Source organism: Actinocatenispora sera, from assembly GCF_018324685.1.
Taxonomy (GTDB): Bacteria; Actinomycetota; Actinomycetes; order Mycobacteriales; family Micromonosporaceae; genus Actinocatenispora; species Actinocatenispora sera.
The window spans coordinates 3,360,677-3,373,077 of sequence record NZ_AP023354.1; the positions used below are offsets into that span (position 1 = coordinate 3,360,677).

14 protein-coding genes are annotated in these 12,401 nt (G+C 71.9%); 6 read left to right on the top strand and 8 right to left on the bottom strand.

The genetic code is table 11. The annotated features are described in order from the left end of the window. Window positions 1-121: 121 nt before the first annotated feature. The 3 genes from Asera_RS16160 to murA all read right to left on the bottom strand — a co-directional run bounded on the left by Asera_RS16160 (window position 122) and on the right by murA (window position 3,571). Window positions 122-1,303, bottom strand: a complete 1,182-nt coding sequence (locus Asera_RS16160; protein ID WP_051802840.1) for a GNAT family N-acetyltransferase — start codon at window positions 1,301-1,303, stop codon at window positions 122-124. After that, window positions 1,303-1,935: a DUF3043 domain-containing protein gene (locus Asera_RS16165; protein WP_030448891.1), complete on the bottom strand. Its 633-nt coding sequence runs from the start codon at window positions 1,933-1,935 to the stop codon at window positions 1,303-1,305. The genes Asera_RS16160 and Asera_RS16165 overlap by 1 nt, the downstream gene beginning before the upstream one ends. Before the next feature lie 265 nt (window positions 1,936-2,200). Beyond that, window positions 2,201-3,571 carry a UDP-N-acetylglucosamine 1-carboxyvinyltransferase gene (murA, locus tag Asera_RS16170; RefSeq protein WP_051802841.1) on the bottom strand — a complete coding sequence of 457 codons (1,371 nt, stop codon included), beginning with the start codon at window positions 3,569-3,571 and terminating at the stop codon, window positions 2,201-2,203. 549 nt (window positions 3,572-4,120) lie between these two features. Between murA and Asera_RS16175 the strand changes: the two genes are divergently transcribed. The 5 genes from Asera_RS16175 (at window position 4,121) to Asera_RS16195 (ending at window position 8,697) form a co-directional block, all read left to right on the top strand. Beyond that, window positions 4,121-5,236 carry a glycerate kinase family protein gene (locus Asera_RS16175; RefSeq protein WP_030448893.1) on the top strand — a complete coding sequence of 372 codons (1,116 nt, stop codon included), beginning with the start codon at window positions 4,121-4,123 and terminating at the stop codon, window positions 5,234-5,236. A 186-nt stretch (window positions 5,237-5,422) separates the two neighbouring features. Beyond that, a complete protein-coding gene (locus tag Asera_RS16180) occupies window positions 5,423-5,779 on the top strand; it encodes a HesB/IscA family protein (RefSeq protein ID WP_030448894.1) in 357 nt (118 codons plus the stop codon). A 268-nt stretch (window positions 5,780-6,047) separates the two neighbouring features. Continuing rightward, window positions 6,048-7,025 carry a carbohydrate kinase family protein gene (locus Asera_RS16185; RefSeq protein WP_030448895.1) on the top strand — a complete coding sequence of 326 codons (978 nt, stop codon included), beginning with the start codon at window positions 6,048-6,050 and terminating at the stop codon, window positions 7,023-7,025. Between the two features lie 306 nt (window positions 7,026-7,331). Next, entirely contained in the window at window positions 7,332-8,255 is a 924-nt protein-coding gene (gene ctaC / locus Asera_RS16190; protein ID WP_030448896.1) for an aa3-type cytochrome oxidase subunit II, read from the top strand. Window positions 8,256-8,268: 13 nt separating this feature from the next. Continuing rightward, on the top strand, window positions 8,269-8,697 hold the full coding sequence (locus tag Asera_RS16195; RefSeq protein ID WP_030448897.1) for a cytochrome c oxidase subunit 4: 429 nt from the start codon (window positions 8,269-8,271) through the stop codon (window positions 8,695-8,697). 63 nt (window positions 8,698-8,760) lie between these two features. Here Asera_RS16195 and Asera_RS16200 read toward each other — a convergent pair whose 3' ends face one another. From Asera_RS16200 to Asera_RS16220, 5 genes are all read right to left on the bottom strand, one after another. Next, window positions 8,761-8,943 carry a hypothetical protein gene (locus tag Asera_RS16200; RefSeq protein WP_244843907.1) on the bottom strand — a complete coding sequence of 61 codons (183 nt, stop codon included), beginning with the start codon at window positions 8,941-8,943 and terminating at the stop codon, window positions 8,761-8,763. Between the two features lie 80 nt (window positions 8,944-9,023). Next, the gene (locus Asera_RS16205) at window positions 9,024-9,374 is read right to left on the bottom strand and encodes a GNAT family N-acetyltransferase (RefSeq protein WP_030448898.1); all 351 of its coding nucleotides are present in this window, start codon (window positions 9,372-9,374) and stop codon (window positions 9,024-9,026) included. Window positions 9,375-9,390: 16 nt separating this feature from the next. Then, window positions 9,391-9,708: a nucleoside triphosphate pyrophosphohydrolase gene (locus tag Asera_RS16210; RefSeq protein ID WP_030448899.1), complete on the bottom strand. Its 318-nt coding sequence runs from the start codon at window positions 9,706-9,708 to the stop codon at window positions 9,391-9,393. A gap of 255 nt (window positions 9,709-9,963) precedes the next feature. After that, the gene (gene trpD, locus Asera_RS16215) at window positions 9,964-11,010 is read right to left on the bottom strand and encodes an anthranilate phosphoribosyltransferase (RefSeq protein WP_030448900.1); all 1,047 of its coding nucleotides are present in this window, start codon (window positions 11,008-11,010) and stop codon (window positions 9,964-9,966) included. A 29-nt stretch (window positions 11,011-11,039) separates the two neighbouring features. Beyond that, on the bottom strand, window positions 11,040-11,462 hold the full coding sequence (locus tag Asera_RS16220; RefSeq protein ID WP_030448901.1) for a response regulator: 423 nt from the start codon (window positions 11,460-11,462) through the stop codon (window positions 11,040-11,042). A 274-nt stretch (window positions 11,463-11,736) separates the two neighbouring features. On the opposite strand from Asera_RS16220, the gene ctaE reads away from it, so the two are divergent. Beyond that, a complete protein-coding gene (gene ctaE / locus Asera_RS16225; protein ID WP_030448902.1) occupies window positions 11,737-12,336 on the top strand; it encodes an aa3-type cytochrome oxidase subunit III in 600 nt (199 codons plus the stop codon). Window positions 12,337-12,401 lie beyond the last annotated feature (65 nt).

A 12,401-nucleotide genomic window follows, 5' to 3' on the forward strand; every position in this document is an offset into this window, starting at 1 on the left:
GCCACGCCGTCCCCGCAGGCCCGCCGCGTCGTTCGCCGGAAGCTGGCGACGCTCCCCGAGACAGCAGCGCTTTGTCCTGGCTGGTGCTATTACAGGCGCTATGACCTGCTTCGAGCGTATATCAGAAGTGGGCGACCAGGTGGCTGGTGGTGGGCGGGAAGAGCGAGCGCAGGCTGGCGGCGGCCGGCTCGTCGAGCGTGCCGAAGCCGCGCAGCGGCAGCTCGGCGGGATCCAGCGCGCCGTACACCAGCGCCGCCAGGCCGGGCCCGGTCAGCTCGGCACTCGGCGTACCGCCGGGGGTGACCGACAGCGTGCCGCCGCCGGACAGCGAGTAGACGCCGCCGATCAGCGGGTCGTCCACCCGTACCGTGATCTCGCCCGGACCCGCGTCGATGCCAGCGAGCCCGTCGACCGACAGGATCCGGGCCATCGGCGCCGCGTCGGTCATCGGCGCGACCTTCGCCTCGACCATCAGGTCGGCGTCCGCGGTCCAGGTCTCCGGGGTCTCGCCGGGCGGCAGCCGCAGCACCGCGCTGGCCACCTGGTCGGTGTGCCGCGCCACCCAGCCCAGCAGCAGCGACCTGGTGACCGGGTCGCGGTAGAGGAACCGGCGCGCGTCCAGATCCCCGCCGTGCTCGGTGATGGAGTACCGCAGGTAGCCGGTCATCCGGCCATCCACCCGGGCGATCGCCGCCCACGACGGCGTCTGGTTGGCGAGCAGCTCGCCGTCCGGATCGTCGTACACCGCCATGCCCGGCATCTGGGCGGCCAGCTCGGTCTCGAACCGCTGGATGTCGCCGGCCACCTCGACGTGCCGGTGCAGCGTCACCTCGCCCGGCAGGTCCAGGCGCAGCAGCGGCAGCAGGGCGGCCGGCGCGATCCGAACCCGGCGCTCCTGCGCCAGCCCGGCATAGCCGAACCGCTCGTAGAACGACGGCCGGAACGGGTACAGCGTGCTGACCACCTGGCCCTGCGCGCGCATGTCGGCCAGCACCGCGGTCAGCAGCTGCCGGGCCCGGCCGCCCCGCCGGGCCGCCGGATCGGTGGCCACGCCGCCGATCCCGCCCATCGGCAGCAGCCGGCCGCGCACGTGCTGGTGCATCCGCCACACCATTGCGGTGGCCCGCGGCGCATCGTCCTCGTACAGCACGTGGGTGCGGCTGAACCGCGCGTAGAGCTTGCCCTGGGCGAGGTTGCGCCCGGCGTCCAGCTCGGCCGGACTCGGCTGGAACGCGTACCTGGTCAGCCGCGACGAGTCGGTCGACCATTCGACAGGGTCGACCACCCGGACGGTGACCGGCATCAGAGCGGTTCGCCGATCTTGACCTGGGGGGAGGGCAGCCGCAGCTTGCGGAAGGTGATCGAGCGCATCACGACATACATGTACATGCTGCCCCAGCGCACCGCGGCCTTCGGCATCTTCGCCTTCATGGCCTTGCGCACCTTGCGGCACAGCAGCACCGAGTCGAGCACGAACAGGAACGCCAGCGCGAACCACAGCACCTGGGCGACGGTGCGCACCAGCGGCGGCATGCTCTGCGACGTGCCGATCAGGATCACCAGCGCCGCGATCAGGAAGTAGCTGCCGATGTTGCGGCGCGAGTCGACCACCTTGCGGGCCAGCGCCTTCTCCGGCCCGCGGTCCCGGGCCGGCAGGTAGCGATCGTCGCCGGCGGCCATCTTCTGCCGGGCCTCGGCGCGCTCCGCCCGCTGCCGGTCGCGCAGCCGGCGGGCCGCCTCCTTGCGATCGGCGGGCGGTGCCTCCTTCGCCCGCTTCTGCGCTTCGCTGCGCTTCGGGGTCGCCTTGCCCTTCTTCTCCGTGTACGCCCGGGGTCGGGTCGCCGCCTCGTCGGCCTCGGTGGCCTCGGCGGGCTCGGCGGGCTCGGTGTCGACGGTCTCGGCCGCGTCCGCGCGGCGCTTGAACAGGGAGGGCACGCACGAAGGGTAGCCGGAATCACCATGCGGGTTCCACCGGCCCGCCCCGCATCGCCCCTTCCCCCGCCGCTCCTGCCCCCCGCCGCGCCAGTTGATCAAGCCCCCGTTGAGTTGATCAAGGGAATCCGCACCATCGTTCATGCACGATGTGAACGCATCCCTTGATCAACGGCGCCGAGCCTTGATCAACGGCGCCGGTCCTTGATCGACGGCGCCGGGCCTTGATCGACGGCGCCGAGCCTTGATCGGCGGTGTGGGGCCTTGATCAGCGGGCGGCTTCGAGGGGGCCGCCGGCGAGCCGCAGGCCGGCCCGTTCGTACGCCGGGCCGTCCACGGTGGCACCGAGCGCGGCGAGCTTCGCGCCGAAGTCCTCGTACCCGCGGTCGATCAGGTGCACGCCGAACACGCGGGAACTGCCCTCGGCGGCCAGCGCGGCGATGAAGTGGCTGAAGCCGCCGCGCAGGTCCGGGATCACCAGGTCGTTGCCCTGCAGCTTGCTGGGACCGGAGATCACCGCCGAGTGCCGGTACCCACCGTGCCCGAACCGGCACGGCGTGGCGCCCAGGCAGGCCGAGTACACCTGGATCGTCGCGCCCATGGTGACCAGCGCGTCGGTGAACCCGAGCCGGTTCTCGTACACCGTCTCGTGCACGATCGACAGCCCGCGGGCCTGGGTCAGCGCCACCACCAGCGGCTGCTGCCAGTCGGTCATGAAGCCGGGGTGCACGTCGGTCTCCAGCGCCACCGCGCCCAGATCGCCGCCCGGGTGCCAGAACCGGATGCCGCCGTCCACGGGGTCGTCGTCCACCTCGAACTCGCCGCCGACCGCCCGGTACACGTTGAGGAACGTCATCAGGTCGGCCTGCCGGGCGCCGCGGACCAGCACATCGCCCCGGGTGGCCAGGGCCGCGCAGGCCCAGCTCGCCGCCTCCAGCCGGTCCGGCAGGGGCCGGTGCGAGTAGCCGCGCAGCGCCGGTACGCCCTCGATCCGCAGCAGCCGGTCGGTGTGCGCGGTGATCAGCGCACCCATCTTCTGCAGCAGCGCGATCAGGTCGGTGATCTCCGGCTCCACCGCGGCGTTGTGCAGTTCGGTGATGCCGTCGGCCAGTACCGCGGCCAGCAGTACCTGCTCGGTCGCGCCGACGCTGGGGTACGGCAGGGCCAGCGTGGTGCCGTGCAGCCCGTCCGGTGCGGTGAGCACCAGGCCGTCGGCCGTCTTGTCGACCACCGCGCCCATCTCGCGCAGCGCGTCGAGGTGGAAGTCGATCGGCCGGCCGCCGATCCGGCAGCCGCCGAGATCCGGAATGAACGCCCGCCCGAGCCGGTGCAGCAGCGGTCCGCAGAACAGGATCGGGATCCGGCTCGCGCCGGCGTGCACGTTCAGCTCCTCGACGTCCGCGGTCTCCACGTTCGCGGGATCCAGCACCAGCCGGCCGTCGCCGAGCGGCTCCACCCGCACCCCGTGCAGCCGGAGCAGCCCGGTCACCACCTCGACGTCGCGGATCGCCGGTACGTCGTACAACGTGCTCGGCGTGCTGCCGAGCAGGGCCGCCACCATCGCCTTGGACACCAGGTTCTTCGCCCCGCGTACCCGGATCTCGCCGCACAGCGGCGTGCCGCCGCGAACCACGAGCATGTCGCCCGGGTCCGGGTACGAAGAGTCGAAGCTGCGAGCCGACGGTTCTGCGCTCACGGCGTACCTCCCCCTGATTCCGCCGCGGACCACGGTCGCTGCGCGAACCGCCCCCCGACGGCCGACCGCGACACTATCCGCTCGGTTACCGAACGCATCCGGAATGTCGGTGCTGCGTGACCAATCCCCCAGTTCCTCCGAACCCTGGCGGCCTCTCGCCGCCCCTGCGTGCGTCCGCGCGGAAAGCGACGCCCACCAGCCGATGGGCGCCCGAGTCCGCCATGCCCGACACCGCGGTGGACCGGTTCTGGCCGGTCCATGATCAGCGGATAGGAGCAAACATCACTGTTTACTCTCCGCTGAACCACCGACCCCGGGCCGGCGGCTTGCCGCTCCGATCACCCGGCCGTGGTACCCAGCCGGTCCCGGTCCGTCGCCCGGCCGGTCGAGATCCGGCCGTACCGGCCCGTCGCGCCATCGCACCGCCTCGTCCCGGGGCCGAGCCGGGATCCGGCGGTACCGGCGACTCCGGGCATGCGGTTGACTGCCGCCATGCGCGTACTGATCTGCCCGGACAAGTTCGCCGGCACGCTGTCGGCCCCCGAGGCCGCCGCCGCGGTCGCGGCCGGCTGGCGCTCCGTCGGCCCGGACGACACGCTGCTGGTCCGGCCGCTCGCCGATGGCGGCCCCGGCTTCCTCGACGTGCTCGCCGCCGCGCTGCCCGGCCGGCGCGTCCCGGTCCGTACCACCGACCCGCTCGGGCGCCCGGCCGACGGCGAGGTGTTCGTCGTCGGCGACACCGCGTACCTGGAGTCCGCCCAGGCCTGCGGCCTGCACCTGCTCGCCGCCGAGGAGCGCGACCCGAACCGCACCACCTCGTACGGGCTGGGTCTGCTGCTCGCCGCCGCGGCCGAGACCGGTGCCCGCACGATCGTGGTCGGGCTCGGCGGCTCCGCCACCAACGACGGCGGCGCCGGCATGCTCGCCGCGCTCGGCGCCGCGCCGGTCGACGACACCGGCCGAGTCCTGCCGTACGGCGGGGCCGCGCTGCTCGCCGTCGCCGGCCTGTCCGGTACGCCGCGGCTGCGCGGGGCGGCGCTGGTGGCCGCCACCGACGTGGACAACCCGCTGACGGGGTTGTCCGGCGCGTCCGCGGTGTTCGGGCCGCAGAAGGGCGCCGACCGGGCCGACGTGCTGCGCCTCGACGACGCGCTGCAGCGGTATGCCGAGGTGCTGGTACGCGACGTGCCCGGGTGCCCGCCGGAGGTGGCCGCGCTGCCCGGCGCCGGGGCCGCCGGTGGGCTCGGCGCCGCGTTGTATGCGCTCGGCGCCACCCGTACCTCCGGGGCCGGCCTGGTCCGCTCGCTGGTCGACCTGGACGCCGCGCTGGACGACTGCGACCTGGTGATCACGGGGGAGGGGTCGTTCGACTTCCAGTCGCTGCGCGGCAAGCTGCCGGCGATGGTCGCGGCCGCCGCCGCCGAGCGCGGTGTGCCCTGCGTGGTGCTCGCCGGCCGGGTCGACGTCGGCCGGCGGGAGGCCGCGGCGGCCGGCATCGAGGCGGCGTACTCGGTGGCCGAGGAGGTGGGCAGCGTGGGGGCGGCGATGGCCGAACCCGCGGCCGGCCTGACCGCGCTGGCCGCCCGTACCGCCCGCCGGTGGCGCTGACCGACCGTCGCCTTCGTGTGGCAAATCAGGATGAACGGTACGATCCGCCGACGTGCGGGGCAGGTCACGGCCGGTCCGGTGGCGGGCGGCCGATCCTGTGCCAGTATGGGAATGCATGCCTAGGGCGCCGTTGTTCCACGCCATGAGGCAGACCAGAGATCACCAAACCGGCGCAGGGAGCACCACGTGACTGTTCAGCAGACCACCGAGTCGTCCACCGACGGGATCATCCTCACCGACGTCGCGGCGGAGAAGGTCAAGGCGCTGCTCGACCAGGAAGGCCGCGACGACCTGCGGCTGCGGGTCGCGGTTCAGCCCGGTGGCTGCTCCGGCCTGCGGTATCAGCTGTTCTTCGACGAGCGCTCGCTCGACGGCGACGTGGTGAAGGACTTCGGCGGCGTCGAGGTCGTCGTCGACCGGATGAGCGTGCCCTACCTCGGCGGCGCGACGATCGACTTCGCCGACCGCATCGACCGCCAGGGCTTCACCATCGACAACCCGAACGCGTCGGGCTCCTGCGCCTGCGGCGACAGCTTTCACTGACGCTGCGGCGGACTGATCCGCCCGCTGGACTGCGCCGATTCGAGGCTTGTGTGCGTTCGCACACGGCGCCTCGTCTCGGCTTGCCAGCGAACGAATCAGCCTCGCCTCGCTCCCGTCCCCTCGGGGAGACGTCCATAACCGAACAGAACGAGGGGCGCCCCGACGGGGCGCCCCTCGTTTGTTTGTGGGTGGTCGGTGAATTCCCGGTGACGCCGGTACGCTGGCGCGGCGCACTGTTGGCAGACACGTCCGTCCGGAAGGTTCCACCATGAAGATCGCCGTCACTGGATCGATCGCCACCGACCATCTGATGCACTTCCCGGGTCGGTTCGCCGAGCAGCTGCTGCCCGACCAGCTGCACCAGGTGTCGCTCTCCTTCCTGGTCGACGAGCTGGAGGTACGGCGGGGCGGGGTGGCCGCCAACATCGCGTTCGGCATGGCGCAGCTCGGGCTGAGCCCGATGCTCGTCGGTGCGGTCGGCACCGACTTCACCGACTACCGGGGGTGGCTGACCCGGCACGGCGTCGACTGCGACTCGGTGCACGTCTCCGAGACCGCGCACACCGCCCGGTTCGTCTGCACCACCGACGAGGACATGTGCCAGATCGCCTCGTTCTACGCGGGCGCGATGGCCGAGGCGCGCAACATCGAGCTGCAGCCGGTCGCCGACCGGGCCGGCGGCCTCGACCTGGTCCTGATCGGGGCGAACGACCCGGCGGGCATGCTGCGGCACTCCGACGAGTGCCGGCAGCGGGGCATTCCGTTCGCCGCCGACCCGTCACAGCAGTTGGCCCGGATGTCCGGCGACGACGCGCGCCGGCTGATCGAGGGCGCCGACTACCTGCTCACCAACGACTACGAGAAGAACCTGCTGGAGCAGAAGACCGGGCTGTCCGACGACGAGATCCTCGACCTGGTCAAGGTGCGCGTCACCACGCTGGGCAAGGACGGTGCCCGGATCGCCGGCCGCGGCCTCGAGCCGGTGCACGTTCCGGTGGCCAAGGAGATCGCCGCGCACGACCCGACCGGCGTCGGCGACGGCTTCCGGGCCGGCTTCTTCGCCGGCCTGTCCTGGGGGCTGACGCTGGAGCGGGCCGCCCAGATCGGCAGCATGGTCGCCACCCTCGTCCTGGAGACCATCGGCACCCAGGAGTACACCGTGGAGCCGGAGCGGTTCATCGCCCGGCTGACCGAGTCGTACGGCGAGGTCTGCGCCAAGGAGGTCCGGGCCAAGCTGATCGGCTGACCCGCCGCACCCGCCGCCGGGCCCGCACCGAACCGGTGCGGGCCCGTTTCGGCTACCGACGAAGTGCGTCGAACGGCCCACCCGGCGGCCGGAGTGTGAAAGGCTTCGCAACAGGCGGTCACGGCTCGGGTTGCCCTGTTACGACGCCAACCACCGAGGGCGGACCTAGCCACCCCATCGGCGTGCGGCCGGGGCAGGTCGAGTAATCTGCGACCGTCGGTGACAGCCGTCGCCGCACCCTGTTCCGCGGCAGTCGCCCCTCGCAGGCGACCGCGGATCGTCAACCGCACAGGAAGGCAGGAGCCGGTGGTCGCAGGTCCAACAGACACCGCTCGCGCCAGCCACGCGCCCCGTCCCACCGCGTCGCCGCGACGCAGGTCTGCCCGGCGGGTCGCCGCCGTCGCGTTCGGCGGGGCCGCGCTGCTCACGTCGCTCGCCGGCTGCTCGGCCAAGGACGCCTTCGCGTTCGGCTGGCCGCACGGTGGCATCACGCCGCAGGCGCACAAGATGTACAACATGTGGATCGGCTCCACGATCGCCGCGCTGTGCGTCGGCGTGCTGGTGTGGGGGCTGATCTTCTGGTGCGTGGTGCGCTACCGCAAGCGCGGCGAGCGGCTGCCTGTGCAGACCCGGTACAACCTGCCGATCGAGCTGGTCTACTCGATCGTGCCGTTCTTCGTCATCGCGGTGCTGTTCTACTACACGGCGGTCACCGAGTCGTACGTGAACAAGACCTCCAAGCACCCCGACGCCACCGTGCACGTGGTCGCGTTCAAGTGGAACTGGCAGTTCCAGTACCCGGACGCCAAGGGCAGCAACGGCCAGCCGGTGCAGACGACCGGGACCAGCAGCTACATCCCGGTGCTGGTGGTGCCGACGCACAAGAAGGTCCAGTTCATCGAGGACTCCGAGGACGTCATCCACTCGTTCTGGGTGCCGGAGCTGCTGTTCAAGCGGGACGTGTTCCCGGGCGGGACGACGAACAAGTTCGAGGTGACGATCGAGAAGGAAGGCGCCTACGTCGGCCGCTGCGCCGAGCTGTGCGGCACCTACCACTCGCAGATGAACTTCGAGATGCGTGCGGTCAGCTGGACCGACTACCAGAAGTTCCTGCAGGACAAGCAGAAGGGGATGTCGACGCCGGCCGCGCTGCGCGACATCGGCCAGGCGCCGTACGCGACGACCACGCACCCCTTCGACACCGACCGCACCTCTCGTACCGCGAGCTGAGGCGAACCTCCAGATGAAGACCGAATCCCGAATCTTCAACATCGTCGCGCTGTTCCTGGCGCTGGCGGCCGTGGTCTACGGCTTCTGGACCCGCGCGGCCGACGGGCACGTCGAGGTCATCGGCGTCGTCGCGTTGATCCTGTCGACGCTGCTGCTGCTGATGTGCGGGCTCTACTTCGCGTTCATCGCCCGCCGGATGGAGCCCCGCCCGGAGGACCGCGAGGACGCCGAGATCTCCGACGGCGCCGGTGAGGTCGGTTTCTTCAGCCCGGGCAGCTACTGGCCGTTCGGGATGGCGCTGGCCGCCGCGATCGCCGGCCTCGGCGTCGTGTTCTGGCAGGTCTGGCTGCTGGTCGCGGGCCTCATCGCGGTGATCGCCGCGGTGTGCGGCTTCGTCTTCGAGTACTACACCGGCACCCGCAAGGTCCACGGCCACGAGTAGGGACCAGATCGCTGCGGCGGCCTGGGCCGCCGTCGGGGCGGGCTTTGGCGTGTTCGGGTCCGCTCAGGCGGCCAGGTAACGGCGCCGACGCGGTGCGGTGGGGACCAGCGGGGGATCGACCAGGATCGCTTCGCCGCAGCGCACACAGCAGCGCTCCGGGCAGTCGGCGCCGTGCCCGTCGAGGCACTCGGGCCGTTCGAACATCCGCTGCGCGTCGCACGTCGAGCAGTATCGGTACTCGTCCACGCACCCGACCATGCCACGGGGGTACGACGCTGCCGCGGACGCGGCGCCGTCCGGCGTGTCGCAACGGGTCCGGTGGCCGGTCAGGACCGGGGGAGTGGCTTGCGGTACCCGTCGTCGGCGGGGCGGTAGCCGGCCACCTCGATCCCCGGCCGGTACTCCGGCAGCAGCACGGCGCTCGCTCCGAGCCGGGCGGCGAACCGTTCCGCGGCCGTCAGCAGGGCCCGCTCCGCGCCGACCGCACCGGGCAGCACGATCAGCGGGTCGATCCGCACCAGCGGTACGACGCCCGGCGGTGCACCGGTCAGCACGCAGCAACCGACGGGGGTTGCGTCCCGCTCGGCGAGCAGGCACAGCGCCCGCGGCGGCAGGTCCGTCGCACCCAGCGTGGCCAGCGCGGCGTCGTCGGCGGGGACCGGCCGTACCGAGATCACGCCGCCGCCCCGCTGCTCAGCTGTGTACGGCGAGCAGCACGATGCGCTCGGCGTAGCCGCCGCGTTCGGTGACCTTCTTCTTTCGCATCCGTTCGAGCTCGTCCGGCTCGGTCGACAGGTCGACCGCGAGGGCGCGCACGACCTCCAGGATGTCGGCCAGCTCGGCCGGGTTCTCGTCCTCCAGGAACTCGTACACCTCCTCGACCAGCTTGGCGCGCAGCAGGGCACGGAACTCGACGGGGTCGGCGACCCTGGTCTCCGGACGGGCACCGGAAGCCGACACGATCTCGGGGATCCGATCGCGTACCAGCTTGTCGTGGCGTTCGGTAGGCATCGCACCATTCTGCGAGAGCGCAGGTCGTCGCGCCACCGCGGGGCAGGTCCGATAACGCGGAGATTTCGGGTGCGGGGTGATTCGTCCCTCGTCCGGGTGACGGTTCACCACGGTTCGTCGTCACGTCACCACCGTCGCGCCACGAAACCGGCCCTGCGGGCCGCACCGATGTCGCCCGGCCGGGCAGCGAGGGATCGGCCGAACCGGGCCCTGACGACGCAGCCCGGACGGCCCGCGACGGGGCTGCCCGGCCGGTCAACCCCGGGCGACCCGGACCCAGCGGTCCAGCGTCGCGGCGGCCGCGCCGGTGTCGATCGCCGCGGCGGCCTCCTGCAGCCCGTCGCGCAGCGCACCGATCACGTCGTCGGCCAGCCCCCGGTACGCGGCGATCGCCGCCGCGGCGTTGATCAGCACCGCCTCGCGGGCCGGGCCGGCCGCGCCGGCGAGCACGTCGCGCGCCACCCGCGCGTTGTACGTGGCGTCCGCGCCGCGCAGATCCGCCGGCGTCGCCGGGGACAGTCCCAGCTCGCGCGCGTCGACCGTGCCCTCGCGTACCGCGTGGTCGTGCACCACCCACAGCCTCGTGGGGGCGGTGGTGGTGAACTCGTCCAACCCGTCCTCGCCCCGGAGCACCATCGCCGAGCAGCCGCGGTCGGCCAGCACCCGGGCCAGCACCGGCGCCATCCGCAGGTCGGCGCAGCCGATCGCGCCGGCCCGGGGCAGTCCGGGGTTGGTCAGCGGGCCGAGGAAGTTGAAGAACGTCGGCACCCCGATCTCGCGGCGGACCGGCCCGGCGTGCCGCATGCCGGGGTGGAACCGGGCGGAGAAGCAGAAGCCGATGCCCGCCTCGCGCACGCACCGTGCCACCTCGGCCGGGCCGAGATCCAGCGGTACGCCGAGCTCCTCGAGCAGGTCGGCCGCGCCGCACCGGGACGAGGCGGCCCGGTTGCCGTGCTTGACCACCGGGACGCCGGCGCCGGCCGCGACGATCGCTGCCATGGTGGAGATGTTCACGGTGTGCGCGCCGTCCCCGCCGGTACCGACGACGTCGACCGCGTCGGCGAGCTCGCCCGGCGCCGCGAGCGTGACCCGCTCGGCGTGCTCGAGCATGACCTCGACCAGGCCGGTGACCTCGGCGGGTGTCTCGCCCTTGGCCCGCAGTGCGATCGCGAACCCGGCGATCTGCGCGCCGGTGGCGTTGCCGGCCATGATCTCGCCCATGGCCCAGGCGGTGTCGTCGGTGCTCAGCGTGTCGCCGCGCAGCAGCGCGGACAGCAGGACCGGCCAGGTCCGATCGCCCATGATGGGCTCCTTGTCACCGAGTGGCGGGGTCACCGGGTGGTGGCGACGCGCCCTTCGCTCTGCCGGCGCAGCAGGTCGGCGAGCGTGTCGGCGGTGGTCACCGGGTCCAGTGGATGGGCGAGAACGGCGTCCGCGAGGGACCAGGCCGCGAGCCATCGATCGGCGTCCCGGCCGACCACCACGACGGTCACCGGTGGGTCGATGATCTCTTCCTTGATCTGGTGCGCGATGCCCATCCCGCCGGCCGGCCAGGCCTCACCGTCGAGCAGCAGCAGGTCGACGTCGTGCTCGTCGGCGTGCATCAGCACGTCGCGCTGGTCGGCGCACTCGACGAAGGTGACCGACAGGTCGGCCGCCGGCCGGCGGCCGATGGACAGCCGCATCCGCTCGCGGACCTTCTCGTCGTCGCTGTAGAGCAGGACGGTGCGGGCGATCGGCGCGGTGTTGACCATGGTGTCAGTGCTCCCCGGAGTGCTGGCCGGACGCCACGGATCGTACCCGCCGGCCTGGTCGCGGCGGCGAGCGGTGCCGGGGGAGGACCGGTACGTTGCGGCGTTTCGGCCGCGATCGCGTCGCGCACGGTGCACCCTGTTGTGGTATCGGCGACGAACCCACGGGGACGGGCATGGCGGTACGCAGGACGGACAGGCACGGCGAGACCTCGTGCGCGACGTGGGGGCAGACCCGGCGGTCACGCCCGACGGGTAGGGGGCAATAATGACCGGCGTGACTGCGGCACCCGCTATCGAACCGAGCCGGATCCACTCGCTGACCAGGCCCAACATGGTCAGCGTCGGCGTGATCGTCTGGCTGTCCAGCGAGCTGATGTTCTTCGCGGCGCTGTTCGCGATGTACTTCTCGATCCGCGCCGCGGCGCCGGAGTTGTGGGCACACCACACCCCGACCCTCGACGTGCCCTACGCGTTGGGCAACACCATCATCCTGGTGCTGTCCTCGGTGACCTGCCAGTTCGGCGTGTTTGCGGCCGAGCGCGGCAACGTCTTCAAGCTGCGCAAGTGGTTCTCGATCACCTTCATCATGGGCCTGATCTTCGTGCTCGGGCAGCTGAACGAGTACCACAACCTCTACGCCGAGGGCCTGAAGATCAACACCGACGGCTACGGGTCGATGTTCTTCCTGGCCACCGGGTTCCACGCGCTGCACGTGACCGGTGGACTGGTCGCGTTCATCATCTACATGGTGCGCACCACGCTGGCGAAGTTCACACCGGCGCAGGCGACCGCGGCCATCGTCGTCTCGTACTACTGGCACTTCGTCGACGTGGTGTGGATCGCGCTGTTCAGCATGGTCTACATCCTCAAGTGACGGCCGGTGGGCGAGATCCAAGTGAATCGAGTGCATCGGTACCGGTCGGTGACGACCGGGGCCGA